Origin of the sequence: Brucella sp. NBRC 113783 (assembly GCF_040372265.1) — a bacterium.
Taxonomy (GTDB): Bacteria; Pseudomonadota; Alphaproteobacteria; order Rhizobiales; family Rhizobiaceae; genus Brucella; species Brucella teleogrylli.
Genome location: NZ_BAABRX010000010.1, coordinates 81,514 through 107,414 on the forward strand (window position 1 = coordinate 81,514; position 25,901 = coordinate 107,414).

Here is a 25,901-nt window from a genome sequence, read left to right on the forward strand (position 1 = left end):
GCGGTTATTCGGGAGGGTGCATGGACATTTATGTCTCGTTGCCCCGCATAACCATTCTGGACGGTCCATTTACGGGCACAGTCCACTAGCCTTACGAGGCAGGCCGACCGCGAGGATGACGGGGCAGACGACTAACCTCCCGACGAGGAGGACATCTTGAAAACGAAATACACACGAACGGGCGAGCGGGACATGACAAACCGCAAGCCTTACCGGACGGCTGCGCAAAAAGCAGAAGCACGTGCGAAAGCAGAGCTTCGGAATGGGACGCATGTTTCCAGCGCGCCGGTCACTTACCACCGCGCACCGAAAAGAGGTGCCGCATGACGTGCGATTGCGGTGAGTGCTGGGATCTTCCGGGCGAGATAGTCGTCCACAAGCTTTGGAAATGGAAGGGCATCATCATCGAGGAGCGCGACAGCTTTCGCTGGCTGACGGTGCGTTTCATGGTTCCCGGCACGGGCCTTGTGCAGCTTGAGGTCTCGCGCTTCGAAGTTGAGCCCGATTTTGAAGAGGACGGCTGCGGTGTCGAGGCTGACAGGCCAGAAGAGGACAACATCATCCCGGTCGATTTCACCAAGAAAGTGAAGCTTACGAAAAACACCAAGACGAGGGGAGTAGCGTGATGGCGAAGTTTAAAGTTGGTGATCGGGTGCGCTTCAAAAAGAGCTACCCAACGTCAGTTGCTGGCTGCGAGACGGTTGTTGTCGCAGTAACAAACTGGGGAGTACAGGTGGACACACCATCTTATGGCAGAAGCACGGAGTCTCCTGACAGCCTTGAGCCTGCTTTCACTATCAGGGAGGGCAAGTTCTATCGCACCCACGATGGGCGCAAGGTTGGGCCAATCACACGAACGGGCTTCAAAGAGTTGGTTTGGGAAAGTAATGATTGTTATTACGACGAAGACGGTCGCGCCTTGTATCTTGAGTCCACGAACGACCTCATCGCTGAATGGGTCGACGATCCAGCCAGCAATGACAACCAACCGGTCGCGGAGCAACAGGCGGGAACCGTATTTATCGACGCGTCCAAGGCCGGCCCTTCACAACTGCACGTGGCAAAAGGACCGCTAGTCCGCCTTAACAAGGGATATTACGGCTACGAGCTCGCCCGGTTCGGCGATTATGTCTGGGTCGAAATTGGGCAGAAAGCACCAATCGTAATGCGTGCAGACGCAGTAACGGTGGCAGCATGACCTCCACCACGTACAGCCACACGCGCAACTATGCGCCCAAAGACTACGCGGACGGCGACACGTTGTATGAGCCGGAAACCACGCTCGGCTTTGGTGACCGCTTTCTCTGGGGCTTGGCAGTTGTTGCCGTGCTCGCCTTGGCGGTCGGACTCTACGCATGGGTGCTGGCATGATTTCCTTCACCACAAAAGCCGCGACTGACATGCCGCACATCGACCCCGGGCGAAAGCCCGGCGTCGGACGCATCGGGCAGTCCTTGGCGCTTGCAGCTTTCGCGCTGGCAATCGCCACGACAATTGCAGCCTTCCTGTTCTGGAACCTGCTGCTGCCGTTCTACGGGCTGCTTTATCTGTGGGGTTCGGCATGAAGATCTTCGAGAAAATATTCGGTATCGCTGTGATGGCACTCTCAGCGATTCATCTTGGGGTGGATCGCATTGACTTGGCCACGTTCGATATGGCCTTGGCCGCGGCCCATTTCGCAAGAATGGCGGCCTTTAAATGACCGCCCCACGCGCATGGCTGCTCACAAGCCCACCTGCATGGCTTGTCGGCTGGCTCATACTTGCGGCCGTCATCGCCGCAATCGCCATTACCCACCACACCTACTGAACACGAGGAGACCACATGTCTGTTTTTGACAGATTGAAGTCCAGTAAACGCAAGACGCCACCGTCGATTGCCATTTACGGCACGCCCGGTGTCGGAAAAACCAGTCTTGCTGCTGAGTTTCCAAAGCCGATCTATCTTTATGTTGAAGGCGAGGAGCCGCCAGACGGCATCGACCTACCAAGTGCTGAAATCACTTCGTTCAGCGACCTTCTGGATACTTTCGGAGAAATTCTGACCGAAGAACACGAATTTCAGACTGTCATTCTGGATTCGGTCGATAAGATCGAGCCGATGGTTTGGGCTGCGACCTGCGCGCGAAACGGATGGGATTCCATCGATAGCAACGACAAGGGCTCCCCGACAGCTTTTGGCAAGGGTTACCTCGCCGCCGACGTCGAGTGGAAAGAATACCATGAGGCTATCGCTGCACTGAACCGGGCAGGACTGTTTGTAATTCAGATCCTGCACAGCGAAGCTAAGTCGTTCAACGATCCACTCGTGGATTCGTATGATCGATATCGCCCGAAATTGCAGAAGAGGGCTCTCGATCTCGTCATCGAAAACTGTAAGGCGCTGCTATTCCTCAACCGCCGCACATCCGTAAAGCAAGTGAAGGAAGGCTTCGGCGGCGAAAAGAAGAATAAGCCAGAGGGTATGTCTGGCGCAGAACGCGTCATCCATACGGATGAGCGGGCCGGGTTCTTGGCGAAGAACCGGTTGAAAGGTGCACCGGCCACCATTCCTTATCGGCAAGGGCATGGATTTGAGGAGCTTTCAAAATACCTCGATGCTGCGAACGACAATGGACAGAGGGACGCCGCTTAATGGAAGAAGCTCTAGCTGGCCTCGTAGCGATCGCAGCCATTCTCTTTTTCGCACCGCTCATCGGCGTTCTCGGTGGCGCGTTCGTCGGCTGGGTTGTGGGCCTGTTTTTCGCAGAAACAATCCACGCCTTCCTTGCCGCCGTTGGCATCAACGCGGCTGGCCTTGCGATGTGGCAGATCGGCGCTTCGCTCGGTTTCATCGGCGGGTTCTTCCGCCCGGCTATCCATCGGGCGAAGGCGTAGGCCTCGCCGCTACCACACCACCAACAACACGAGGAATTTATAGATGGCCAGACTTGGCTCAACCTTTGATGCGACCAAACACGACACGACACAGTCCGATTACTCGGAGCTGCCGAACGGTGACTATGAGCTGGAAATCGAGGCGTCGGAGGTCAAGGAAGGCGCAAACGGTACCGGCCTCAAGACAACGATGACGGTTCTTCGCCCCGAGGAATACCAGGGCCGCAAGGTCTTCAATTTCTACAATCTGGAGCACAAGAACGCTCAGGCCCAAGAGATCGGCCAGAGGCAGTTCGCCAGCCTTTGCCGAGCGATCGGCGTCTCGGAAGTCGAGGATTCCGAAGAACTGCACTTCAAGGCGTTTACGGCAAAGATCGGCCTCGGCAAGCCTTCGAAGGACGGACAATATCCGGCTCGTGCGGAAATCAAGAAGTACTACTTCCCCGACGAAGGCAACGTCCCCCAGCCTTCGATCGACGCAAACCAGCCTGTAGCACAGGCCCGTCCGGCCAATGACAACCGACCCGCGGCAGCTAACAGCAACAAGCCAGCACCGGCGGCTGCTGCGGCAGGCAAGAAGCGCCCTTGGGGTTAAGCCACACCAACCCGCTACTGGCGCGAAAGCGCCGGTAGCAACCACCGTACCGTACCGAACACGAGGAGACTCTTATGAACAAGCTGAAGATGCTTGCGGGCGCACTCGCCCTTGCCCTACTGGCCGGCTGCAACAGCGACGCCAATGTGGCGAATGAGAACATCAAACGAGCCGCTGATAACTTCGAAATCAGCCGTCGTGTGGTTTTCTATAACGGTATCACCGACAGCTACATGCTGACGATAGAGGGCCGCTGCTCCATGGACCTGAATTCTGGCGGCACGGCATTCAATGTGATCTGCAAAACCGGCCCGAGCGCGTATAAGCGCCATACGCTCGTGCTGTCCGACAACACGAGCGCGTTTGTCGAGCAGTTGGAAAGTGCCGACGTGAGCGCCTACCACTATCGCGTTATCTTCAAGCCGCAGTCGATCTTGCCCGACGTGGATTTTCGCGGCGACGCTGGCGAACTCACCAAGAACCGCCACTAACCATCCTTCACCGAGGAGACTTTGATGAGAGTCAGCATTGACCGCTCACAGCTCGCGCACGCCTTGGCGACCGTCAACCGTGCCATCGAAAGCCGCAATTCCATTCCTATTCTCGCCAACGTGCTCTTGGCTGTCGAGGACGGCCAGTTGCGCCTGACCGGAACCGATCTCGACGTGGAGATAACGACCAGCCTGCCGGTGCTCGACTGCCAGCCCGGTAGTGTGACCGTCCCCGGTAAGATGCTTGCGGACATCGCAAAGCGCGCGACGGGAGACATCACCCTTGCCTTAGATGAAGGCCGCCTTACCGTCGCGTCGGGTCGCAGCCGTTACAAGCTCGACGTTTTGCCTGCTGAAGATTTTCCGTCCTTCAGTGCAGGGAAGTTCGACACGACGCTTGCGCTGGATCTGGCTACGCTTGTCGCGCCGTGTGTGCACTGCATCTCGACCGAAGAGACCCGTTATTATCTGGCTGGCGTATATCTGCATGCTGTCGAAGGCCGCTTGGTTGCTGTCGCAACGGACGGCCACCGGCTTATGCGCAACATCGGTCCTGCCGGTACCCTGCCTTCCTCGTTGGAGGGCGGCGTCATCCTGCCGCGCAAGCTCGTAGGATTACTGCCAAAGGGCGTTGTCACGCTTGAACTGTCACAGAACAAGGTGCGCGTTACGACTGGCTCAACGGTTATCACGAGCAAGCTGATCGACGGCACATTTCCCGACTATGTGCGCGTGATTCCCACCGGCAACGGCAATGTACTTACCGTCGATCGGCAAGCCCTCATGAAATCTGTGGAGCGTGTCGCCGCGGTTGCTGATGACAGGCCGCGTGCCGTGAAATTCGCCGTCGGCGATGTGCTGCGCCTGTCACTGGCAGACAAGGCCAGCGACGAAGTTGAGGCCACGTTCGAAGGCGAGCCTTTGGAAATCGGCTTTAACGCCCGGTACGTCAACGACATGCTTGGCGCTCTGGATGAACCGAGCGTGCGCTTTGCGCTCGGTGATGCAGGCTCGCCTGCTGTCGTGAAGGGCGAGGGCGATTGGACGGGCGTACTTATGCCGATGAGGGTGTAGGGGATGGCACCCCTCCCAAAAGCTGAATCCAGCACGGTCCGAGCCATTTATGCATCTTACGAGGCCCAGGCTAAGTCCTGGGACTCGTGGGGAATCAGCGTGGGCGAGGCGGGCACCGAATGCGACCGCGCTCTTTGGTACGGCTTCCGATGGGTGTCGGCGCACGAGGTTCATTCTGGCCGCCAGCTCCGCTTGTTCGCTACCGGCAATATTGAGGAAGACCGCTTAGTCGCCGACCTAGAACGCATCGGCGTAGACGTCTACGGGCAACAGGACAAAATCAGGTTGGTGTCGGGTTTCGTGCGCGGCAAGTGCGACGGCAAGGCAATGGGCGTGCCCGAAGCGCCGAAGACTGAGCACCTGTTGGAATTCAAGTCGAGCAACGAGAAGGGCATCAAGGAACTGCAAAAGCACGGCTGCCAGAACGCTAAGCCCTTGCATTTTGCCCAGTGCCAACTTGGAATGCATGATTTCGGCCTGACACGCTGTTTGTATCTGGCGTCGTGCAAGAACACCGACACGCTCTATGCCGAGCGCATCGAATATGATGTGGAATTCTGCCTGCGTCTGCTGGCACGCTGCGAACGCATCGTGTTTTCAGACGAACCGCCCAGCCGGATTACCGAAGATCCCGAGTTCTTCGGCTGCATGTTCTGCAAACATCGTGGCGTTTGCCACGAAGGCGTGCAGCCGCGCGTAAACTGCCGCACCTGCCTTCATGTTCAACCAGAGCATGGTGGCGATTGCCATATGTCATGCGCGCGTTGGAACAAGCCTTTGTCGATCGACGAACAACGCGACGGCTGCCCGGCACACCTCTATCTGCCGGGGCTGATAAATGGCGAGCAGATCGATGCGGACGAGGTTGCGGAGACAGTTACATACAGACTGGCGACGGGTGAGATTTGGGTGGATGGGGTGAGGGGAGAGATGGGTAGTTAGGACCAGTATTCCGAAAGTTCGTCGTATGATCTCTCGGCTAATTGCAGAGTGTACATCGCCCGCTTTTGAAGAAGATTGTACGAAGTTCGAAGCGAGTGTTGGTCTTTCTTATTGCCGTAAAATTCATCGATGAATTTGGCAAGGTGCTCTGCGCAGCCGATGGAGTGTACTGAAATCCCTCCGGGTAGTTCTCGTTCGATTAACTCAATTTCGGATTTGTCCAGTAGCCAAAAGAAGACCGATTCCCGTTTGCTGTTTTCCACGATCTCATCAAACGTTTGTTCTGTAAGGGATGACATTGCCTTTCGAACTGCTCGAATTGCATCAAGTTGGCCTTTAAACGACCGCTTAACTTGGGCGATATGCTGTTTACGGGCTAAATCCAGCTGTTGTTTCGCTATCAGCACGGCCACGATGATCGTTAAGCCTGTTTGATATCGGTTCAGCCAGAACTCAGCCCAGCCAAATGGAGCGCTCTCAGAAACTGAACCGCGCCAAGTGGCGCCAAAACTGAACCCAAGAATAGCGCTGAAAATCGCAACAGCCGCGACGAAGACGTACGTCGAGCTTTCGCCTCCAAACCCATACTTTTTCAAGGTAACGCCCCCCAAATGCTAACCTTACGCGACTATCAACGCGCCGCGGTTGACGGCCTATATGACTATTGGCGCGAACAACCCGGCTCGCCTCTTATCGTGCTTCCAACGGGCGGCGGCAAGAGCCTCGTGCTGGGTACGATCTGCAAGGAACTGATTGAAGGCTGGCCCGACATGCGTGTGCTTGTCGTGACGCATGTTCGCGAGCTGATCCTATCGAATTACCAGGAGCTCCTGAACATCTGGCCTTTCGCGCCTGCTGGTATCTTTTCGGCCGGTGTAGGTCGACGGGATGCGAAGGCGCAGATCGTTTTCGGCGGTGTGCAGACCATCGCAAACAAGGCGGAACAGATCGGCCACATCGACGTCGTTCTGGTCGATGAAGCCCACCTGATGCCCAGAAACTCGGAAACGCAATACGGCAAACTGATTGAAGGCCTGCGTGCCATCAACTCTGAGCTGAAGCTGGTCGGTCTCACGGCCACTCCTTATCGCTTGGGCGAAGGGCTTTTGACGGAAGGTGACGGCGCACTTTTCGACGACATCTGCTTTGAAAAGCCAATCGGCGAAATGATCGAGGAAGGCTATCTCCGCCGTCCAATTTCGAAGGGTATGGCGACAGCGTTCGACTTGTCAGGCGTCGGCAAACAGGGAGGCGACTATAAGCAGAACGCGCTACAGGCGGCCATCGACAAGGACGATATCACCGCTTCCGTGGTCGACGAGATAGTCACATACGGCACCGCATCGGGCGCTGAGCGTAAAGCCTGGCTTTGCTTTTGCAGCGGCGTTGAACATGCGCGACATATGCGGGATGAAATTCGCAGTAGAGGCTTTAGCTGTGAGACAGTGACTGGAGACACACCGACCGGTGAACGCGACCGGATTCTAGCTGACTTCAAGGCTGGCAAGATCCGCGCACTGACGAATAATTCCGTGCTCACGACCGGCACGAACCTGCCTATCATCGATCTGGTCGCATTTTGTCGCCCCACTTTATCAGCGGGCCTTTTTGTCCAAATGGCGGGTCGTGGCCTGCGCCTTTATCCCGGCAAAGAGGACTGTCTGTTTCTGGACTTCGCTGGCGTCGTTCGTAAGCACGGTCCTATAGACGCGGTCACGCCTCCGGGTATGAAGAAGGGCGACGGCGAAGCGCCTGTCAAGCAATGTCCGCAAGAGCCTGACGATCGTGGTCTAGTCGGCTGCGGATCATTGATCCACGCATCGCTGCATACTTGCCCGGACTGCGGATATGAATTCCCGGTCGATGAAACGCCGAAGATATCTGCGCAGGCCGAAGACGTGCCGATGTTGTCGAAGGACAACGCCAGCACACGTCAGGTGGAACGGCGCACCTTCGCATACCACGAAGGAAAGGGCGGTAAGCAGGACAGCGTGAAGGTGTCTTACTGGGTTGGCATGTCGCCAATCAACGAATGGCTCGGCCCAGCCCATGCCGGCTTCTTTAAGTCGAAGTCTGACAGGTGGTGGCGAAAGCATGGCGGTCAGGCACCGTTCCCGAAAACCGTGCTGGAATTCATGGAGCGCCAGAACGAGCTGCTGCCGACCGCCGAAATCGTGGTCAAACCGAACGGCAAATACTGGGAAGTGGTCGACGCTATCGCGGGCGCAGCGAACGACAACGTGCCGGAGGCGAGCAACGACAATGCGCCGACATCAAACTACGGTCGAGTATCTGCCGGGCTGGCTGACGTATTGGACGACGAGATTCCATTTTGACAACCCGTTAACGGGATACGCCGCGAGGCGTGTTAACTTACCTACCGCTGCTTATCGCAGCAATACCAACCACCGACACGAGGAGCAATTATGCAAAACAAAGCTGACAATGCGAAAGCCCAGAATTACCTGGCTTATGATGTCACCGTGCTGGAACGGGAATTCGCCGACTTGATCGCGGCATACCCAGAACTGGCCGAAGACGAGGAACTGCGCGCCGACACAATCGAAGGCGAGACGGACGCCTACCGCGTGCTGGGCAAGATCGTAGCAATTGAGCGCGATGCCAACACCATGTTGTTGGCAATTGGAGAGCGCGCCAAGGACTTGGCAGCGCGAAAGGATCGATACACGAGACGCAAGGACGCAATGCGGGCCTTGTTGCTGCGCCTGTTGAAGGCTGCTGACCTCACAAAAGTGAGCCTGCCGGAAGCGACTGTGAGCATCGGCAAGGGCCGCGCCGGCGTTGAGATTGTGGATGAAGCGCTGCTGCCAGATAACGTTGTTAAATTGAAGCGCGAGCCGGACAAGACTGCGATTAAGGCGGTGCTGGATGCTGGCGAACATGTACCGGGTGCGGAGCTGCGAGTTGGCGGTGAGACAATTACCGTGAGGGCGGCGTGATAGGGCGTTGTATAAACGCGTAGTCTCCAATCGCTAGCCTCAATACAATACCTGATTGTGTGGCGTTTCTGTATAAATCTTCTGAGGGTATCGTTTCGACAAGAGAAAACTTAAACGCACCGTCTTCGGAAAGATTTTTCGAAATGTAATTTAATAAATATGACCAAATGAAACAGTGTGCCTTAGCACTGAGAATATCTAGATTAGAGGCACTCTCCGAAGAAATAATAGATTGGCACTTTTTAAAGCGATCATAAGCTCTCTCGCTAAGTGTCGAATCAACGGTACTCAAAATTTCAGCTGAACTTGGTCTGAGAACAATATTGGAAGGGGACGATCTGTTGTATATTCCAAGACTTTGTCGATGTGAATGCGTATCAATATCGGTAATCAAATCGGTGAATGCTTTAGAAACAATTGCGCAAGCAACAACGTTTGAATCTTTGCGCCGTTTGTTCTCCAAATCGACTGAACCGCGCACCTGTTCTCGGGCGCCGACCAGGACAAAAGCTCCGCCCAAAACCGCACAAACCCCGGCTAGAAGAGGCTGCCACTTCGATGCCCATTCGAGCAAAACCAACTTACGAAACCAGATGCCAGTTTCATGAGCACAAATCGTCCAATCTTGTGAGCAGCCAAGATCTGACCACTTAATCAATGTGAATGCGGTCAACCAAATCGCAAACAGAACTCCAGCCGCCCATGCGAGAATTTTCATCTGCCACCACCCTTTGAAGCATTGATTGGCAGATATTCGGGCCACGATCAACACCCAGCCAGCCACCAATTGGCGGGTTACCACCACGAAACACGAGGAGATGAAGATGAATGAACCGCTACCGAGCGGGCCTTTCGTCTGCGTCCTTGCGGACAGATCAGCCTCATTTCTTGAGACTGGCTTAAAGTTCGTGTGGCCATCTGAAGAAACTATGGAACTCCCCAATCTCTTTCCAGTCCAACTGGTAATTCTTGAGTGCGTTCACAATTGGTTGGCCGTCAAATGCTTTCTCGGAGAGCGTAAAATTGGGGTCAGCCTCAATGCAGTCAATTGTCTGATCAATCAATTCTTGCATAACGGACGCCATTACGCCGGCCTTATGTATGTATTGCGGTGTAGCACTATTCTTTGTTGCTTCGAAAATGTAACGCCAAATAATAAGTCCGAGAAGAACCAAGTTGTTGTCGGTGTAGTTAAGTCCAACCGCAGCGCTGTGAACGTTCTGTACTTGTTCTTAGGGTGTAGAACCGGAACGCAGCAAATCGTTATGAGCCATCCCTACAGTGGCACGGTAAAGACGAAGTGCAGCCAACTTTTGCGATTTTCGTTGATCAAGAGTCTGTCTTCTGAGTTCAACAGCACCAATCCACGCAGCCAAAATAGCCAACAAGCCTGCGATCAAACCTTGGTAATCATAAATGATCTGCCAAATCACCCAGTTGCGGCGGCAAACTCGAATGTCTTGAAGCGGGCTAAATACCGTCAAGTCGCTGCAGCCATACGCCAGCGAAAACACAAGCGCACTCGCGCAAAGAATCAAAACAACGCACCACCGCATCAGTTGAAATTGCACCGGACTTGGTCGAGTGTCGAGGGGGACAGTCATGCCGCATAAGCCATCTCCACAGGAAGACATCTGCCATGTCTGCGCCCGCCACGCCGTTGGCCTCGGCGTGCAGGCAGACCGCGAGCCGATCCGCTGGCTGTGCAAGGAGTGCGCCGACATTGCCGAGCATATCCGGCATCGGCGTCGGTTGGATCCTTACGAGCTGCGCGCCCTTGATACCGGCGTCGAGGCGGTTGGTTCATACCTTCAAGAGCTTGGCAAAACCGACCTTAAGGACATGGACGAACTGGAAGCCAGGCAACTGGTAAAAGCCGCGTGGGAAGGGTGCGGGCGAGGGATGCGGGAAGCGTTGAAGGAGGCGCCGTTTTGATTACGGCTTGGGAGACGATTTTCCTTCGAATACCGGGGACCATTCGACAAACAGGAATCGTTCGAGATAATTCATGAGCTCGATCGATGCGTCAGACGGGATCAAGAAATCGACCCGTACCGTGTTGTCTCTAATCCACTGCCCCACAGTTTCCGCATTTAATACCTGTCCTGAAACGTGAGGGGAAGAAACAAGGCTATTGGCGAGCGTGCTGCTCTGCGGATCGACCCGATAGTGTTGGTGAGAATAACGTGCCGGGCTGGCGCCCCCAGCTTGGCCAACTTTCAGCACTTTGGCCTTATCGCGGAGATGGAAGGAGTAGACCGCCTTCTTCATCTTTGGGAGTTGGGGGTAGCCCGAGTGTTCCCGCCATTCAACGACGTCAATTGTAGGCAGTGCAAATCCTGGGTGGTGCTTTTTGCACCACTTTTCGAACCCGCTTAGTGCCTTGAAACCACGACCCAGCTCGTACGATCGCTTCGGCTTTTTCCAGAACATAAACCCACCCCATTTCTGAGGGAGACTTTATGCATATTTTGCAGGAACTCAATACCGACTCCATGATGGACAATCACTGCGGCGTGACGTTTAGACCTGCGGCATGAATTCGGTTCATTAGTGCCGTCGCCGCCTCGGCCTCATCGATATCGAGGTCTCTTAAATAAGAATCTTGCAGCTTGGCCACGTGGTCGGTTTCGGTATCGACGACCGACCATTTGCCGTTGCTCATTCTCTTCATTTCATACCGTCCTTTGGACATCTCCAGGCTCCAATAAGGAAGATTGATGGAAAATAACATCCAAGCGTGTTCGGGTGAAGACCCCATGCTCGACGTTGCGCTATCCTACACAGCGCGCAACTGGCCTGTATTTCCATGCCGTGCCGCCGATGAGGAATTCGTCGACGAGGACGGCCTTATCGAAATCCTCGCGACTAAAACTCCGCTGACCTCAAACGGGTTCCGCGGTGCGACACTGAATGAGCGCATTGTGCGTGAACTCTGGCGCCGCAATCCCGGTGCCATGATCGGCGTGCCGACTGGTGCGCCTATCGGTGCTTGGGTGCTGGATATCGACCCGAAGCATGGCGGGCCGGATACGCTCGCGGCTTTGGAAGGCGAGTATGGCGCATTGCCCGCCACGCTGACGGCCGAAACAACGAGCGGCGGCCGACATTACTTCTTCAAACACAAGGCTGGCGTCCGCAATCGCGGAGCATTGGGCGCGGGCATCGATGTTCGCGGCGACGGTGGCTACGTCATTGCGGCTGGCAGTGTGCCTGCTGTTGGCCAGCCTTACCGATGGTTGGTCGATATGGAACCGGTCGACGCACCGGACTGGCTTCTAGAGCTCGTACTGCCGCGCTCATATGACAGCACGACCATCTACCAAGCACCGTCGGTCTCGGGCACGATCAACGATCGATACGTCGAGCGCGCGGTTCAGTCTGAATTAGACGACCTCGCCATGGAACCGATGGGTAACCGCAACAACCGCCTGAACGACGCAGCGTTCCGACTGGGGACCTTCGTCGGCGCTGGGGCCTTGTCGGAATCCGAAGCACGGGCCTTGTTGCAGGATGTGGCGCGTGGCTGGGGTAGGGATTTCCCGCGTTGCTGCAAGACAATCGACAACGGGCTAAAGGCTGGCAAGATGCATCCGCGTCAGGCACCAGAAGCCGTGAATGACAATACCAAGCTCGTGGACATCACGCGCATGCTCGACAACGCGCGGGCGAAGGTGGAGGGCGGAGAGGCCAACCCCGAAGAACTAGTGACAACAGTTCGCATCGATCCTGAGAAGTTTCCGCCCACCGAAGACGAGCCCGCCGAGCAACCCATCCTCGCAGCTACGCCGTTCCAGTGGAAAGACCCGTCGACGCTGCCGCGGCGCGAGTTTGCTTTCGGTCGGCACTTCATCCGCAAGTACGTCTCTGTGACCGTTGCTCCGGGCGGGCTTGGCAAGACTGCCAACAGTATCGTGGAAGCGCTGGCGATGGCGTCTGGCAAGGCGCTAAACGGTGTTAAGCCCCCGCGCCGCCTTAAGGTCTGGCTGTTTAACGTCGAAGATCCGCGCGACGAGCTCGAACGGCGCATCATGGCCGCGTGTATCCACTTCAACCTCAAGCCGGAAGACATTGATGGGCATCTGTTCCTCGACAGTGGCCGTGAGCAGGAGCTTGTCGTGGCGATTGACGACAAGAAGGGCGTCAAAATCCAGGAGCCGATCGTCGAGGCGGTTGCTGAAACCATCCTTGCCAATGGCATCGATGTGATGATCGTCGATCCGTTCGTGTCGACGCATCAGGTCAACGAAAACGACAACGGCGCTATCGACAAAGTCGCAAAGCTCTGGGCGCAGATCGCGGACTATACGAATTGCTCGATCGACATCGTGCACCACCTGCGCAAGGTCAGCGATCGCGAGGCAACCGTTGAAGACGCGCGCGGTGCCGTGGCCCTGATCGGAGCGGCGCGTTCAGTGCGGGTGCTTAATCGCATGTCGGAAGCGCAGGCCAATGAGGCAGGCATTCCCGGCATGGATCGGTTTGGTTATTTCTCGATCACATATGGCAAGTCGAACCTTACGCCGCTCTCACACAGGTTGGACTGGCGGCACATAGAAAGCGTGGCGTTGGGCAACGGGCGAGGCCTGACACAGCCGCAGGACCATGCGCCGGTGGTAACCGAATGGCATTGGCCATCCAGCGAGGAAGTGGCTGAAGGGCTTACCGTCGAGCAGAAAGACGCAATCCGTGGCGCTGTGAATGGCGGCATGTACAAACAAGCGCCGCAGGCCAAGGACTGGGTTGGGCACGCCGTGGCCTATGCGCTCGGGCTGGATATCGACGACGAAGTGCAGAAGAAGCGGACCAGCCTCATTACCAAGGCACTCTTCAAGGAAGGCTTCCTGGCGAAGGTCGAGGAGCGCGATCCAGTGCAGCGGAAAACGACATCGTTTGTGAGGGCGGTTTGATTCAATAGGGATAGCACAGTTTGAAGACCGAATGTCACTCGCCCCTGTGAGCCGAATCTAATAAAATAGAGTAGTGCCGCCTACGAATCTTCCTCGATCAAATTGGAATACACTATGGACAGTGCGGTGCCCTTCCTGCATGCGCGTGGTCAGTCGGCTGATGAAATTCGGCTGTTGGATTGGAGCCGAAACCCTATCGGAGTGCCAGAAAGTTGGCCGGCGCCATTGGTCACTGCAGTTCAGATGATGTTGGCTTCGCATTTTCCCAAAGCTATCATTTGGGGGCCGGAGTTTACGACGATTTATAACGACGCTTTCAGGCCAATTCTCGGAGAAAAAGAAAACTGCATGGGAGCTTCGTTCCGCGATATCTGGTCGGAAGCGTGGGATGAATTGCTTCCCATGGTTCAGAAAGCTTACGCTGGCGAAGCGACTTTTATCGAAGACTTTCCGCTCGTGATTGATCGACGCGGTTATGATGAACAATGCTATTTCACGTTCTGCTACAGCCCGATTTTTGATGCACAAGGGCGTGTTGGCGGTATGATCGATACGGTCATCGAGACCACAGAAAAGGTAGAATCCGAAAAACATGCCCGGATTCTCAATGCGGAGCTCGCACATCGCATCAAGAACACGTTTAGCGTAGTATCTGCAATTGCGAGCCAGACTTTCAATAACAACGCCGATGAAGAAGTCATCAACACATTTACAAAGCGACTTTTTGCTCTGGGGAATGCTCATGATGTTCTTCGTCTCGGTAAGAGCTCGAAAGGGTCGTTGCGTCAAATCGTATCTGGAGTAACAACCGCGCTAGCAGTAGACGATCGCGTGCACATGGCGGGACCCGATTTATCGGTAGGCCCAAAAGGAGCGTCGACCATTTCGCTGTTGGTTCACGAATTGACAACAAACGCGATTAAGTACGGCGCACTTTCTAATCCTACAGGGCATGTGCAACTGACCGTCGCCATATCCAAAAGGCAGGTTGAGCCGGTTTTCTCGATGAATTGGACCGAAATCGGAGGACCGCCGGTCGCCCAACCTACAAAGACAGGTTTTGGCTCCAAGCTTATAAGGATGGGGCTTCTTGGAGCTGGGGAAGTTAGTTCCGAATTTAGGCCAGAAGGCTTCCAGGCAAAGTTCACCGCGCCTCTCTGGCAGCTGCAGGAGGAAGGACGATTGTCTAATTCCACGTGATAGCAACCAGTATACTCAATCGGGAAAGCGGGGCTTCGGCTCCGCTTTTTTATTACTGTGACCAATCGGGAGTGATGCCATTCGTACCCATGATGCCGTAAGTTCCTCCCGTATTAATAAACCAAACGCTGAAAATTGCGCACAGGACTAGGAATACTGTAGCTGAAATGGTGATACGCGCTTTGCGAGTTCTGGGCCTCAATAGGAAATAGACGCCTGCGCCAACGACAGCAGATGAAACATAGGCAGCAATCATAATCGGCCCTATGGGGAATAATGTGGAAACCCGCGAAAAACTTACCGCGCACTTTCGCTGCGTTAAGTAGACCCGCCATCGAGCGGGGTTTTCATATTTAGGAAATGCCAAGGCCATCAATTAACTCGGGTCGGCCCAGTGCATTAAACGCTTCCGCAACCGCTTGCCGCTCGTCGAGTGATCCCTGCTGAATCTCCTCAGCAATAGCTTCCAGGGCTTTCAAGTCAGCGTCTACATCACTCGCCAAGTCTTCTATGTGGCAAACAGCGATGGCCAAGGCGGTGGCAAGATTTTGCATGGTGAAGCCTCACAGCATGGAATCAATAAGACGAAGATGCCGACGATTGTTTTAGGTCGTGTTATTCGTAAAACGCACCGGCTTGAATCAACATGGCTGCATCCTTCCACGGATTGTTGCTTGGCGGGTTTTGCCTGTCTTCGGCGTAAGCCATTAGCGCCTCTAGAAAACTCTCCAACGTGGGATTTACCCAACCTTCGGCTCCATGTCGGACTTCATCGAGAGCAATAGCTATAAACTGAAGAAACTCCTCTTTAGTGTGAACGCGCTCAGAATCCATGCGTAACGCTCCTTCTGTTTTTTCGGACTTGAAACCGAGTCTCGCGCCGAGGCAAGTTGATTGCGCGCCAAAGGCGCAGTTTCCAGTCCTATTTTACAACCGCCTGTCACAATCAAAATACAACCCTAGGTAACGCGCACTTCTTCGTGCGCACTTCTCGAAAAACCCCAAAAGAAGTTCGCAAATGCACGCTGCTTTTGGTGCGTAAGAGTTCTTATATAGAAACTTACGCACAAAGCGCGCGGCGCGCAGTTCTCGAGTTTTGAGAAGTGCGCACTTTTTCAGATTTTGGCCGATTCCAGAATACAACCTGAATTGAGGTTGGCGACAAGACGCCCCCGGTGAATGGTGTAACTGGAGGACCGCAAAGCGCCTTGCCCGCGGCAGGCTAACGTCTCATTTTCTGCCTGTCCATTAACACGACATTTATTGAGGCATTCCACACTCCTCTTGCCGCTACCAACGGCAAACCGCAATCAACACGAGGAGCTCACATGGCACGCAACCGCACGCGCGCGCCTTCGTCTACAACCGCCACCACCACTCAGATCACACGCATCAACGGCGCCCGCGTCAAGATCACCACCAGCAATGGCCGCGTTACTACAAAACCAGCCTTACCGCTCGAATGGGAATTACAGGCGGCACAAGTCGCCAGCCTGCGTCGCCTGCCACAGTATCAGCGCCGATTCTTACTGGCGGGTGACATGAACGCCAGTAAGCGCGGACCAAGAGCCCGGGCCCAGGCAATAGCAACGGGGATGACCAGCGGCGAACCTGACCTCCGCATCTATGGCGAATACGGGCGTCTGCTGATGATCGAGAACAAGGTCGGGCAGGGAAGACTGTCGCCAGCCCAGAAAGACCGCCACGCGGCCCTTGAGCGGCTTGGCTACACTGTTCTGGTCCTCAGGGCCACGACGACGACAGAAGCCGCTGAGCGGGCCGTTACGGCGGTTCTGGGGTGGCTTGCAGAAGAGAAGAGGAAAGCAGCATAAAGCAGAAATTGAAAGACAAATATTTCGCCGCAAATGACAACTGCCCGATCGACGAAGACCAGCACTCATCGTCCCCGTATGCACGGGATTTAGAACTAAGAGGCTGGCAGACGGCGGCAATTAAGCGCCGGGAAGAATTCGAGTTCTATGCAGTCGACGGCGTGTACCTGTCGGATCTTCTGAATGAGGAGGCAGCTTGATGGGAAATGTGATCTATCTCGACCGTGCCGCACGGGCCAAACAGGAAGCCAAGGCAATGGCTACGCAGTTGCGACGCATCAAACAGCGCCAGTCGGTTGGCGATCCTGCCGTTCCTGCGAATGATAACGAGGATTTCCCACTGCTGGCGGTTTTGCGCCGGGACAAGCTGCACGGCTACATCGAACAGGTTATGCAATATCGTCGGATGGTCGCGATCGCCGAAGCGGAGCCCCTCAAAGGTCAGGACTATGGGTATGATGCTGGCCTGCACGCTGCTCAAGAAAGCAAACGCTTGAAAGGCACTGAAGAGGTTGAGGCTGCCGCGGCGCGGAACTGGGAAGGCGGAGTGAAGGGTGGAGATATCGAATATTCCGGCAAGCTTCGCAGAAGCAAGGGAGCGTATGCCCTTCCTGCCATGCGAAAGGTGAATGTCAAAGTCGATGCCTACTTCGAGAACGACGATGGCACGGTACCAACTCCAAAGACAGGTAAGACGCCGAGCCTCAGTTTGAAGTTCACCGACGATTTGCTGCTCGAGAAAATCGACACAAGACCGATCCTTGCCTATTTGCGGTCGAGGCTAGGGCCGCTCATCGAGCCGTTCGAGGACGCGGTGCTAGGTGGGCAGACGCTGGCTGAAATAGGCGAGAAGGATGGCTTCAAGCACAAGCAAGCAACCGCAGCGGGACGGTCTCTTGTTTTTCGCGGGTTAGCTGCGGTGCAGGGCGCTATGGACGATCTTGATCTTCATCCACTGGCGTATCGAAACGCTTGGAATATCGCGCAACCTGCATAGTGCACCCCAATCCCCGCCAACTCCCCAATGAGGGGAAGACTACATCAAAGCCGCCATGCGCGGCCTTTCTCATTTCAGTGCGGTTACAAGAGCCGCCCCTGTCGGCATTGCCGGTAGGGTAACTATTCCAGCGCCGTTTCTCCTCCGGCTGCTGGTTCGGCGGGTTGAGCCTATTGCGGTAGGCTCCCCGCCGATTGTGTTTCGGATGCTCGTGGTAACTATTGGTTTGATTTCTTCAGCCAGGGATTGTTTTTGAATTCGTAGATGTATGTCCGTTTGGATCGCCTACCGAATAGAACGTAAGGCACCCAAATCAAAGATGGGATCCAACTCATAAAGATTGCAGTGGCAGTTGAACTAGGGTCACTCGCTCTGAACGTCAGTAACTCATAGGTGATTACGAGTGCAGGGAGGATGTATAGCGCTGTGACCGTCCATCTGAACGCTTTGAGATAAAAATAATTCAAATACAGACATATGGCCGCCAGAATGATGATTGCTATATACTTTGCACCGGATAGCAGAAAATTAAAAGATGCCATGCTGACGTCTAGCAATGTGTATCTTAGTAACCAGAAAAAATAATACGACATATACGCCGCATATGCTGCAGATAGTAGTATGCCGATAACTACTACGATAAGCCATCCCCCAACTGGAAGATGTTCGTCGTTCAATTCTTCTGCTGTCACTGTTGCCACCCCTTCAAGCGAATCGTGTGCTCACTTTTACGCGTTAGGATTGGCTGCACAACCATTCAGCGGGCTAGAGCGCTGGTGTGCTCGCCGGTCTCATAAGCCGGATATGATCGGTTCGATCCCGATGCCCGCAACCAACTAGGATTGTCATGGCAAATCACAAGCAGCGCGGTGAAAGCGCCTCTTGGCAGCATCTTTATAAGAAATCACGCTGGCTTAAGATGCGCGAGCGTCACCTTATGCAGTCGCCACTCTGTGTCTATTGCCTCAAGGCTGGCGACGTCGAACCCGCCACGATTTGCGACCATCGCACCCCTCATAAAGGAAACGAAGATCTTTTCTGGGATGCTGACAATCTCATGTCCCTTTGTAAGTCGTGTCATGATCGGATCAAACAGCGTGAAGAGCGCGGAGAGACTGTCGTGCGGTTTTCTGCGGACGGGTGGCCAATAGGATGAGCCCCCGGGGGGATCAAAAAGCGCGCGAGTCCGCAGACGCAGGAGCGGCGGGGTCCCACAGCGCACGCATCTCCAATTCAAAATATGACCCCATAAGGATTTCATTCCATGGCAAAGCCGAGAAATCCCCTCGGTAAGGCCAAAGTCGAGGGGCGAGACAAAACGCATGCCGGTCGGTACAAAAACCGCGCAGACCCAGCCGCAAACGGCCCGCTTGGCACTCCTCCCGCCTGGTTGAAGGATAGCGCCGATATCAAGGCGAAGTCGGCTTGGCAGCTTTTCGCGAAAGAGCTGCCTTGGCTGAATGAATCGCACCGAACGTTGGTCGGCATGGCCTCGACTATTCAGGGCCGCATCATGGCCGGGCAGGAGGTGGGTGTGCAGGCGATGAACCTGCTTCGCCAGATGCTTGGCCAGATGGGCGCGACGCCTGCTGATGCCTCCAAGGTGGCGACACCCGACGATGGCGAAGAAAAGGACGATCTGCTTGACTGATATGCCTGCGCTTGAGCGTGTGAGCGCTTATGCGCAAGCTGTCATTGATGGCAGAGAAGTTGCTGGCCCGCACGTTCGTAATGCATGCCGCCGCCATTTCGACGATCTCGAACGCGGGCACGAGCGCGGCCTGTATTGGGACGACGATGCTGCCGACCGCGTGTTTCGGTTCTTTGAAGGGCGGCTCAAGCTTTCCGAAGGCCAGTTTGAAGGCAATCCATTCAATCTGCATGCCTCGCAGGCTTTCAAGTTGGGTTCGCTCTTCGGCTGGAAACGGGCCGACGGTTCGCGCCGCTTTCGTCGCGCTTACATCGAGGAAGGCAAGGGCAACGGTAAATCGCCATTTGCTGGCGGTGTCGGCCTGTACGGCCTGATCGCTGACAAGGAAGCTGGCGCGCAGATCTATGCGGCGGCTGCCAAGAAAGAACAGGCTGGAATTCTTTTTCAGGATGCCGTGAAGATGGTTCGCGCTGCCCCGGCACTCGTCGAGCGGTTGAAATTCAGCGGCGGCATCGGTCGAGAGTTCAATATCGCGCATCACAAATCGCAATCGTTCTTTCGCCCGATTTCAAAGGATTCCGGCAAGTCTGGCTCAGGTCCGCGACCGCACTTTGCGCTTTGCGACGAGGTGCACGAACATCCCGACCGTTCGACGATGGAAATGCTGGAGCGCGGCTTCAAGTTTCGTCGGCAGCCACTGTTGTTGATGATTACGAACTCAGGCAGTGACCGAAACAGCATTTGCTGGGAAGAGCACGAACACGCCGTCAAGGTGGCTGCGGGCACTCAAACGCTGGACGAGGATTTCGCCTATGTCGGCGAGGTGATCGACGACACGACGTTTTCCTATGTCTGCGCGCTGGACAAGGGCGACGATCCGCTCAAGGACGAAACCTGCTGGAAGAAGGCTAACCCTCTTCTGGGTGTTATCCTGACGCAGGAATATCTGGCTGGCGTTGTTGCTCAGGCAAAGCAAATGCCGGGCAAGCTGAACGGCATTCTGCGGCTGCATTTCTGCTGCTGGACCGACGCCGACAAGGCTTGGATGCCACGCGAGACCGTCGAAAGCGTAATGGATGACTTCGATCCCGAAGTCGAACACGCTGACAAGCCGGTTTTCATGGGAGTCGACCTGTCCGGCAGCAAGGATATGACCGTTCTGGCATGCGTTGTCCCGACCGGCTTCAAGGAAATGGATCGGGAAGATGGATCGACGGTCAATCTGCCGACGTTTGATGCGTGGGTGGAGGCTTGGACGCCGGCTGACACGCTGGAGGCGCGAGAACAGGCTGACAAGGCACCGTATGCGCTTTGGGTAAAACAGGGTTGGTTGAATGCTCCGCCCGGTAAAAGAATTCGATATGACTTCGTAGCCACGCGCGTCCAGCAACTCGATCAAGCCTTCGATATTCAAGCCATCGCCTATGACCGCTACGCCTACGACAAGTTCCGCGAGGAAGTCGAAGCGCTCGGGTTGGATATTGAACATGTCGCACATCCGCAGGGGGGCAAGGTTCGGGCTCGGCCTGAGCCTGCAAAGGTAGAAGCGGCGAAAGCCGCAAACCTGCCACCGCCGCAAGGCTTGTGGATGCCGGGTTCTGTTCTGGCTCTCGAGGACATGATTATCGATGGCCGCATTCGCATGCGGCGCAATCCCGTCCTTATGACTGCCTTGATGGGCGCGACATTCGATCATGACCCGCAAGACAACCGGTGGTTCGTCAAAACGAAGGCATCGGTGCGCATCGACGCTGCCGTCGCTCTGGCGATGGCGGTTGGTGTGGCGATGGACGGGGCGGTTACGCCGAAAGAGTCCGTCTACAAGAAACGCGGCATCCGAATGGCCGGCTAATCGGAACAAGGAATATCTATGGGAATTCTTGACCTGTTCCGGTCCAAACCGGAGGCAGCGCCTTCGGTCGCGCCGAAACGAGCGCCGCGAGCTGACTGGCAATATTTCGACGGCTTGGACGATCCAAGGTTAGCCGCCTTTCTTGGCGGAGGCGCAGAAACAGCGAGCGGCATGGCGGTGACACCCAAGGCTGCTCTGTTCAACACAACGGTTTTTCGCTGTGTCGACCTCATCTCAGGCAGTATCGGGATGCTGCCATTTTACTTGATGCGCAAGGACGGGAAGGGACGACTTCACCCAGCTGATGATCATTCTCTGTTTGATGTTCTTCTTACGCAGCCGAATAACTGGCAGACGGCGTATGAATTCCGCCGACAGCTGCAGTCGCATGCACTGACCTACGGCAATGCATACGCCCGTATTGTTCGAAGCGGTAGGCGCGTGGTTGCGTTGCAGCCTTTGCACCCGACCAATGTCACCGTCGAGCAGAAAGACGATCTGACCGTCATCTACAAGGTCGTATTGAAGGGCGGTCGATATGTCGAGCTGCCCCAGTCGGAGGTATTTCATCTCCGCGATATGACAGACGATGGCGTCGTCGGTCTTTCTCGCGTCCAGCAGGCGAAAGAAGCTATCGGCCTTGCGATGCAGACAGAGAAAGCCGCGGCTCGGCTGTTTAAGAACGGTACGATGGTCGGCGGCGCGCTTACGCACCCCGGCAAGCTTGGTGATGACGAGTTCGAAAACTTGGACACCAGCCTTAAGGATAAGTTCTCCGGTGCGGAGAACGCACATAAGTGGCTAATCCTTGAAGAGGGCATGAAGGCCGAACCGTTCTCGCAGACGGCAAGAGACAGCCAGCAGATTGAGACAAGAAATCATCAGATCGAGGAGGTTGCGCGCGCTTTCGGTGTGCCGCGGCCGCTTTTGATGATGGACGACACATCGTGGGGCAGCGGTATTGAAACCCTTGGCCAGTTTTTCGTTCGTTATGGCTTGGCGCCGTGGTTCATCGCTTGGGAGCAGGCGGTTTCCCGATGCCTTCTGACCCGCGAAGAGCGTCGATCTTATCAGGCTGATTTCGATGAGCGCGAATTGCTGCGCGGTTCGATCAAAGACCAAGCCGAATTCCTCGCCAAAGCGCTGGGTTCTGGCGGTTCCCGTCCGTGGATGTCCCAAAATGAAGCTCGCGATTATGTGGGCTTGAGCCAGAGCGACGATCCGGACGCGGACAGCCTCAAAAATCCAATGACGCAGCCAGAAACTGGCCTCACTCCTTCAGGAACACGCAATGAGCCTTAACAGAACGCCGGTTGCTGCCGTTGCGCGACCGAAGTCTTATCAGTGGGATGTGCCTCTCTCCGCTTTAGAGCGGTGGGAGAGGGCTCCACAGGCGGCAGAAGCAGACGATCCGAACACAATTTCGATCTTTGACGTGATCGGCGAGGATTATTGGAGCGGTGGCGGGTTTACAGCCAAGCGAGCCGCCGCCGCGCTTCGATCCATCGGGAAAAATCCGGTTACCGTGAACGTGAATTCGCCAGGCGGCGACATGTTCGAAGGGCTGGCGATTTACAATCTACTCGCAAGCCATCCCGGCGAAGTCACTGTCAACGTGATGGGATATGCGGCGTCTGCGGCATCAATCATCGCTATGGCCGGTGACAGAGTGGTCATGTCGACCGGCTCGATGATGATGATCCATCGAGCGTGGGGGCTCGCTGTCGGCAATACGCACGATTTCACTGATGCTGCGACGCTGTTTCAGTCCTTCGATAGTTCGATGGCCGATATTTACGCTGCCCGCACAGGACTGGCGCAAGACGAAGTGCTTTCTCTGTTGGATGGCCCGTCAAAGGCGTCGGACGGCACTTGGCTTTCAGCCGATGAGGCCATCGAAAAGGGCTTTGCGGACGAGAAGGCCGCCGGAACTGCCAAGCCCGACGCAAAAGCGGAACTTCCTGCACATATTGCAGCGATGCGCCGAATTGACCGGGCATTGGCTGCAGCAGGCGAGACGCGCCGTTCGCGTACTCAACTTCTCAATGAAATTCGAGGCGAGCGCGATGCCGCCGAGAACGCCACGCGCGACGCTGGCAAGACCAGAGCCAAAGACATGACCGGCATCAAGGCCGCTCTTGTCAGCACAACCAATATACTTTCCAAGGGATAACCAAATGGAACCCGATGAAATCAAGGCGCTCATTGAAGCGCAGGGCCGCGCATTTGAAGCGTTCAAGGCAGAACACAGCGCAGCTCTTAATGACGTAAAGAAGGGAACAGAAGATGTCGTTCGCACTGAAAAGGTCGAGCGCATCAATGCCACTGTAAGCGACCTTCAGGCGGCTCTCGATGAGCAGGCGCAGAAGCTCGCAGCTCTCCAGACGGCAGGTGCGTCCAAGCCTGGCGATGCCGTCAAGAATGCCGAATATACCAAGGCGTTTGACCGCTTCTTCCGTAAGGGCGATGAGGCAAGCATTGACGCATTTATTCAGGCCAATCCACAGGCCGCGATGAGCGTCGCCGTTCCAGAAGACGGCGGATATACGGCTCCGACCGAATGGGACCGCACCATTACCGACAAGCTGAAGATCGTTTCTCCGATGCGCGGTATCGCTTCGGTCATTCAGATTTCTGGTAACGGCTTCTCCAAGCTCTACAATGACCGCGCTACGGCGTCTGGCTGGGTAGGCGAATCCGCTGCCCGTCCTGAAACCCCGGCTGCAAAGTTCGCCGAGGTGAAGTTCAACACCGGCGAAATCTACGCGAATCCTGCGGCAACGCAGCGCCTGCTGGATGATTCCGAAATCAACCTCGAAAACTGGCTTGCCGGTGAAGTCGAGACTGAGTTCGCATATCAGGAAGGCATCGCGTTCGTATCCGGCAATGGCACCGACAAGCCTAAAGGCTTGCTGACCTACACGACTGCGGCCTCGCATCCGTGGGGCGCAATCCCGACGGTGAATAGCGGTGACGCAGCTGGTCTTACGACCGATGGCCTCATTGATCTGGTTTACGACCTGCCAAGTGAGCGCACTCCGAATGCGCGGTTTACTATGAACCGCAAGACGCAGGGCGCCATCCGTAAACTGAAGGACGGTCAGGGCAATTACATCTGGCAGCCGGGTCTGGTTTCTGGCCAGCCTGCGACGATCCTTGGATTCCCGGTCAGCGAGCTTGCTGCAATGCCGGACATTGCCGCTGACGCCATCCCGGTTGTCTTCGGTGATTTCCAGCGCGGTTATCTCGTGGTTGACCGCACGGGTATTCGCATCCTTCGCGATCCGTACACCAACAAGCCTTTCGTGCAGTTTTACACCACGAAGCGCGTTGGCGGCGGCGTTACCGATCCGACGGCCCTGCGTTACCACAAGATCGCAGCTGCTTAACAATACAAGGGCGCCTTCGGGCGCCCTTCCTACAGGAGGCGCTGATGGAAGTGCGTGTTGCGAAGGCATTCAAGGCGGTGCCTGAAGGCGAGGTTTATCCCCGCCAGTTTGAGGTTGGCGATACTGTGACTGGTCGCATGGCCGAGGTTGCGCGAACGCTGGGTTGCGTCGCAGATGAGCCTGCCAAAAAGAAGGGCTTCGACCGTGGCGGTGGATCTTGATCGGTTAAAGCGACATCTTCGAATTGAATTCGATGATGAGGATACGGAGCTTGAAGGTTATTTAGCCGCCGCTCAAGGGTCTGCGTTGCGCTATATGAACCGCGACGCCGTACCCGCAGGCGCCGAAGCCGAGCTGGATGCGGCTATCCTGCTTATTGCGGGAGACCTCCACGAGAACCGCGAGCGACAGTCGACTGTTGAACTATTCGAAAACAGGTCGGCGCGCTGGCTGCTTGATCCATATCGGCTGTTGAGGGTTTGAGATTGTTATCGTTCTAGCAATTGTGGAACATATGGACCTCTGAATGATTGGAGATCGCAATGGCCCGCACAGACAAGAATGATACCGGCTTTCGTCACGAGGTTGCAGAACGGTCGCTCAGGTACTTAGGGCGATCTGCGGATACACTGACAGCAAGAGAACAGTCTGTCCTAGCGCGATTGTCTGAGCGTCAAACGATTGCACGCGATGTAAACAGGTCGTTTGACGAGAAGCTGACCTATGGTCAACGGCTCGCAGATAAGGTCGCCGAATTCGGTGGTTCATGGACATTTATAATGCTTTTTGCTCTCGTGCTCGTCGCGTGGGTGGCTGCAAATTCAATTGTGGCGGCATTCGCTTTCGATCCCTATCCGTTCATCTTTCTCAATCTCGTGCTTTCGATGTTGGCCGCGGTGCAAGCGCCGATAATTATGATGAGTCAGAACCGCCAAGCTGCAAGGGACCGGCTGGATGCTGCACATGATTACGAAGTGAACCTCAAAGCTGAAATTGAAATAATGGCGCTACATGAGAAGTTTGACCAGTTGCGTTCGAACGAACTCAAGGCGCTCATTGAAAAGCAGCAAGAGCAATTGGATATTCTTACATCGCTGCTTGCGAAATCCACGCCAAATCAAAATTGAGGCTT

At 55.4% G+C, this 25,901-nt stretch carries 35 protein-coding genes and 1 tRNA gene; 28 read left to right on the forward strand and 8 right to left on the reverse strand.

Annotated elements, in window-relative coordinates; all coding sequences use genetic code 11:
• The first annotated feature begins 323 nt into the window (after positions 1 to 323).
• The 11 genes from ABWW11_RS21920 to ABWW11_RS21970 all read left to right on the forward strand — a co-directional run bounded on the left by ABWW11_RS21920 (position 324) and on the right by ABWW11_RS21970 (position 5,978).
• Complete coding sequence (locus tag ABWW11_RS21920; protein ID WP_319080780.1) at positions 324 to 626, forward strand: hypothetical protein; 303 nt, start codon at positions 324 to 326, stop codon at positions 624 to 626.
• Positions 626 to 1,198 (forward strand): hypothetical protein, encoded by a 573-nt coding sequence (locus tag ABWW11_RS21925; RefSeq protein WP_319080779.1) that lies wholly within the window; start codon positions 626 to 628, stop codon positions 1,196 to 1,198. The genes ABWW11_RS21920 and ABWW11_RS21925 overlap by 1 nt, the downstream gene beginning before the upstream one ends.
• Positions 1,195 to 1,371 carry a hypothetical protein gene (locus ABWW11_RS21930; RefSeq protein ID WP_319080778.1) on the forward strand — a complete coding sequence of 59 codons (177 nt, stop codon included), beginning with the start codon at positions 1,195 to 1,197 and terminating at the stop codon, positions 1,369 to 1,371. Before ABWW11_RS21925 ends, ABWW11_RS21930 begins: the two co-directional genes overlap by 4 nt.
• Positions 1,356 to 1,565, forward strand: a complete 210-nt coding sequence (locus ABWW11_RS21935) for a hypothetical protein (RefSeq protein WP_319080777.1) — start codon at positions 1,356 to 1,358, stop codon at positions 1,563 to 1,565. The genes ABWW11_RS21930 and ABWW11_RS21935 overlap by 16 nt, the downstream gene beginning before the upstream one ends.
• On the forward strand, positions 1,562 to 1,702 hold the full coding sequence (locus ABWW11_RS21940) for a hypothetical protein (RefSeq protein WP_319080776.1): 141 nt from the start codon (positions 1,562 to 1,564) through the stop codon (positions 1,700 to 1,702). The genes ABWW11_RS21935 and ABWW11_RS21940 overlap by 4 nt, the downstream gene beginning before the upstream one ends.
• A gap of 122 nt (positions 1,703 to 1,824) precedes the next feature.
• Complete coding sequence (locus tag ABWW11_RS21945) at positions 1,825 to 2,634, forward strand: ATP-binding protein (protein WP_319080775.1); 810 nt, start codon at positions 1,825 to 1,827, stop codon at positions 2,632 to 2,634.
• Positions 2,634 to 2,876 carry a hypothetical protein gene (locus ABWW11_RS21950; RefSeq protein ID WP_319080774.1) on the forward strand — a complete coding sequence of 81 codons (243 nt, stop codon included), beginning with the start codon at positions 2,634 to 2,636 and terminating at the stop codon, positions 2,874 to 2,876. The genes ABWW11_RS21945 and ABWW11_RS21950 overlap by 1 nt, the downstream gene beginning before the upstream one ends.
• A gap of 43 nt (positions 2,877 to 2,919) precedes the next feature.
• Positions 2,920 to 3,471: a DUF669 domain-containing protein gene (locus ABWW11_RS21955; protein ID WP_319080773.1), complete on the forward strand. Its 552-nt coding sequence runs from the start codon at positions 2,920 to 2,922 to the stop codon at positions 3,469 to 3,471.
• Between the two features lie 74 nt (positions 3,472 to 3,545).
• Complete coding sequence (locus ABWW11_RS21960) at positions 3,546 to 3,962, forward strand: beta-sandwich lipoprotein (protein WP_043062961.1); 417 nt, start codon at positions 3,546 to 3,548, stop codon at positions 3,960 to 3,962.
• A gap of 24 nt (positions 3,963 to 3,986) precedes the next feature.
• Positions 3,987 to 5,036 (forward strand): DNA polymerase III subunit beta, encoded by a 1,050-nt coding sequence (dnaN, locus tag ABWW11_RS21965; protein ID WP_319080772.1) that lies wholly within the window; start codon positions 3,987 to 3,989, stop codon positions 5,034 to 5,036.
• Positions 5,037 to 5,135: 99 nt separating this feature from the next.
• Complete coding sequence (locus ABWW11_RS21970; protein ID WP_319080771.1) at positions 5,136 to 5,978, forward strand: oxidoreductase; 843 nt, start codon at positions 5,136 to 5,138, stop codon at positions 5,976 to 5,978.
• On the opposite strand, the gene ABWW11_RS21975 is transcribed toward ABWW11_RS21970, so the two are convergent.
• The gene (locus ABWW11_RS21975) at positions 5,975 to 6,574 is read right to left on the reverse strand and encodes a hypothetical protein (RefSeq protein WP_319080770.1); all 600 of its coding nucleotides are present in this window, start codon (positions 6,572 to 6,574) and stop codon (positions 5,975 to 5,977) included. The genes ABWW11_RS21970 and ABWW11_RS21975 overlap by 4 nt on opposite strands.
• Before the next feature lie 15 nt (positions 6,575 to 6,589).
• On the opposite strand from ABWW11_RS21975, the gene ABWW11_RS21980 reads away from it, so the two are divergent.
• On the forward strand, positions 6,590 to 8,314 hold the full coding sequence (locus ABWW11_RS21980; protein ID WP_319080769.1) for a DEAD/DEAH box helicase: 1,725 nt from the start codon (positions 6,590 to 6,592) through the stop codon (positions 8,312 to 8,314).
• Positions 8,315 to 8,404: 90 nt separating this feature from the next.
• The gene (locus ABWW11_RS21985; protein ID WP_319080768.1) at positions 8,405 to 8,938 is read left to right on the forward strand and encodes a siphovirus Gp157 family protein; all 534 of its coding nucleotides are present in this window, start codon (positions 8,405 to 8,407) and stop codon (positions 8,936 to 8,938) included.
• Here the strand turns inward: ABWW11_RS21985 and ABWW11_RS21990 are convergent.
• Positions 8,919 to 9,656, reverse strand: coding sequence for a hypothetical protein (locus ABWW11_RS21990; RefSeq protein ID WP_319080767.1), 738 nt, complete (start codon positions 9,654 to 9,656; stop codon positions 8,919 to 8,921). The two genes, ABWW11_RS21985 and ABWW11_RS21990, sit on opposite strands and share 20 nt — an antisense overlap.
• A 514-nt stretch (positions 9,657 to 10,170) precedes the next feature.
• Positions 10,171 to 10,542, reverse strand: coding sequence for a hypothetical protein (locus tag ABWW11_RS21995; protein ID WP_319080766.1), 372 nt, complete (start codon positions 10,540 to 10,542; stop codon positions 10,171 to 10,173).
• Here ABWW11_RS21995 and ABWW11_RS22000 point away from each other — a divergent pair.
• Positions 10,541 to 10,873 (forward strand): DUF6511 domain-containing protein, encoded by a 333-nt coding sequence (locus tag ABWW11_RS22000; RefSeq protein ID WP_319080765.1) that lies wholly within the window; start codon positions 10,541 to 10,543, stop codon positions 10,871 to 10,873. The genes ABWW11_RS21995 and ABWW11_RS22000 overlap by 2 nt on opposite strands.
• Here ABWW11_RS22000 and ABWW11_RS22005 read toward each other — a convergent pair whose 3' ends face one another.
• Together ABWW11_RS22005 and ABWW11_RS22010 are read right to left on the reverse strand one after the other, a co-directional pair.
• Positions 10,874 to 11,371, reverse strand: coding sequence for a hypothetical protein (locus tag ABWW11_RS22005; RefSeq protein WP_319080764.1), 498 nt, complete (start codon positions 11,369 to 11,371; stop codon positions 10,874 to 10,876). It lies immediately after the preceding gene.
• A 73-nt stretch (positions 11,372 to 11,444) separates the two neighbouring features.
• Positions 11,445 to 11,633, reverse strand: a complete 189-nt coding sequence (locus ABWW11_RS22010; protein WP_319080763.1) for a hypothetical protein — start codon at positions 11,631 to 11,633, stop codon at positions 11,445 to 11,447.
• A gap of 25 nt (positions 11,634 to 11,658) precedes the next feature.
• Between ABWW11_RS22010 and ABWW11_RS22015 the strand changes: the two genes are divergently transcribed.
• Positions 11,659 to 13,848: a bifunctional DNA primase/polymerase gene (locus ABWW11_RS22015; RefSeq protein ID WP_319080762.1), complete on the forward strand. Its 2,190-nt coding sequence runs from the start codon at positions 11,659 to 11,661 to the stop codon at positions 13,846 to 13,848.
• A gap of 114 nt (positions 13,849 to 13,962) precedes the next feature.
• On the forward strand, positions 13,963 to 15,048 hold the full coding sequence (locus tag ABWW11_RS22020) for a sensor histidine kinase (protein ID WP_319080761.1): 1,086 nt from the start codon (positions 13,963 to 13,965) through the stop codon (positions 15,046 to 15,048).
• A gap of 353 nt (positions 15,049 to 15,401) precedes the next feature.
• On the opposite strand, the gene ABWW11_RS22025 is transcribed toward ABWW11_RS22020, so the two are convergent.
• Entirely contained in the window at positions 15,402 to 15,602 is a 201-nt protein-coding gene (locus ABWW11_RS22025; RefSeq protein ID WP_319080760.1) for a hypothetical protein, read from the reverse strand.
• A 61-nt stretch (positions 15,603 to 15,663) separates the two neighbouring features.
• Complete coding sequence (locus tag ABWW11_RS22030; RefSeq protein ID WP_319080759.1) at positions 15,664 to 15,882, reverse strand: DUF7660 family protein; 219 nt, start codon at positions 15,880 to 15,882, stop codon at positions 15,664 to 15,666.
• Between the two features lie 494 nt (positions 15,883 to 16,376).
• Between ABWW11_RS22030 and ABWW11_RS22035 the strand changes: the two genes are divergently transcribed.
• Both ABWW11_RS22035 and ABWW11_RS22040 read left to right on the forward strand, forming a co-directional pair.
• Positions 16,377 to 16,880, forward strand: coding sequence for a VRR-NUC domain-containing protein (locus ABWW11_RS22035; protein WP_319080758.1), 504 nt, complete (start codon positions 16,377 to 16,379; stop codon positions 16,878 to 16,880).
• A gap of 199 nt (positions 16,881 to 17,079) precedes the next feature.
• Positions 17,080 to 17,877, forward strand: coding sequence for a hypothetical protein (locus tag ABWW11_RS22040; protein WP_319080757.1), 798 nt, complete (start codon positions 17,080 to 17,082; stop codon positions 17,875 to 17,877).
• Positions 17,878 to 18,095: 218 nt separating this feature from the next.
• On the opposite strand, the gene ABWW11_RS22045 is transcribed toward ABWW11_RS22040, so the two are convergent.
• On the reverse strand, positions 18,096 to 18,578 hold the full coding sequence (locus ABWW11_RS22045; protein WP_353411586.1) for a DUF2569 family protein: 483 nt from the start codon (positions 18,576 to 18,578) through the stop codon (positions 18,096 to 18,098).
• Positions 18,579 to 18,636: 58 nt separating this feature from the next.
• Here ABWW11_RS22045 and ABWW11_RS22050 point away from each other — a divergent pair.
• From ABWW11_RS22050 to ABWW11_RS22095, 10 genes are all read left to right on the forward strand, one after another.
• A tRNA-Met gene (locus ABWW11_RS22050) sits at positions 18,637 to 18,712 on the forward strand.
• Positions 18,713 to 18,814: 102 nt separating this feature from the next.
• Entirely contained in the window at positions 18,815 to 19,033 is a 219-nt protein-coding gene (locus ABWW11_RS22055; RefSeq protein ID WP_235942825.1) for an HNH endonuclease, read from the forward strand.
• A gap of 108 nt (positions 19,034 to 19,141) precedes the next feature.
• A complete protein-coding gene (locus tag ABWW11_RS22060) occupies positions 19,142 to 19,528 on the forward strand; it encodes a hypothetical protein (protein WP_319080755.1) in 387 nt (128 codons plus the stop codon).
• Position 19,529: 1 nt separating this feature from the next.
• Positions 19,530 to 21,380 (forward strand): terminase large subunit, encoded by a 1,851-nt coding sequence (locus tag ABWW11_RS22065; protein WP_319080785.1) that lies wholly within the window; start codon positions 19,530 to 19,532, stop codon positions 21,378 to 21,380.
• A gap of 18 nt (positions 21,381 to 21,398) precedes the next feature.
• Complete coding sequence (locus ABWW11_RS22070; RefSeq protein ID WP_319080754.1) at positions 21,399 to 22,682, forward strand: phage portal protein; 1,284 nt, start codon at positions 21,399 to 21,401, stop codon at positions 22,680 to 22,682.
• Entirely contained in the window at positions 22,672 to 23,553 is an 882-nt protein-coding gene (locus ABWW11_RS22075; protein ID WP_319080753.1) for a head maturation protease, ClpP-related, read from the forward strand. The genes ABWW11_RS22070 and ABWW11_RS22075 overlap by 11 nt, the downstream gene beginning before the upstream one ends.
• Positions 23,554 to 23,557: 4 nt before the next feature.
• Positions 23,558 to 24,769 carry a phage major capsid protein gene (locus ABWW11_RS22080; protein ID WP_121538104.1) on the forward strand — a complete coding sequence of 404 codons (1,212 nt, stop codon included), beginning with the start codon at positions 23,558 to 23,560 and terminating at the stop codon, positions 24,767 to 24,769.
• Positions 24,770 to 24,813: 44 nt separating this feature from the next.
• Positions 24,814 to 24,990 carry a hypothetical protein gene (locus ABWW11_RS22085; RefSeq protein WP_021587338.1) on the forward strand — a complete coding sequence of 59 codons (177 nt, stop codon included), beginning with the start codon at positions 24,814 to 24,816 and terminating at the stop codon, positions 24,988 to 24,990.
• Complete coding sequence (locus ABWW11_RS22090; RefSeq protein WP_319080752.1) at positions 24,974 to 25,252, forward strand: head-tail connector protein; 279 nt, start codon at positions 24,974 to 24,976, stop codon at positions 25,250 to 25,252. Before ABWW11_RS22085 ends, ABWW11_RS22090 begins: the two co-directional genes overlap by 17 nt.
• A gap of 59 nt (positions 25,253 to 25,311) precedes the next feature.
• A complete protein-coding gene (locus ABWW11_RS22095; protein WP_109367081.1) occupies positions 25,312 to 25,896 on the forward strand; it encodes a DUF1003 domain-containing protein in 585 nt (194 codons plus the stop codon).
• Positions 25,897 to 25,901: the final 5 nt, after the last annotated feature.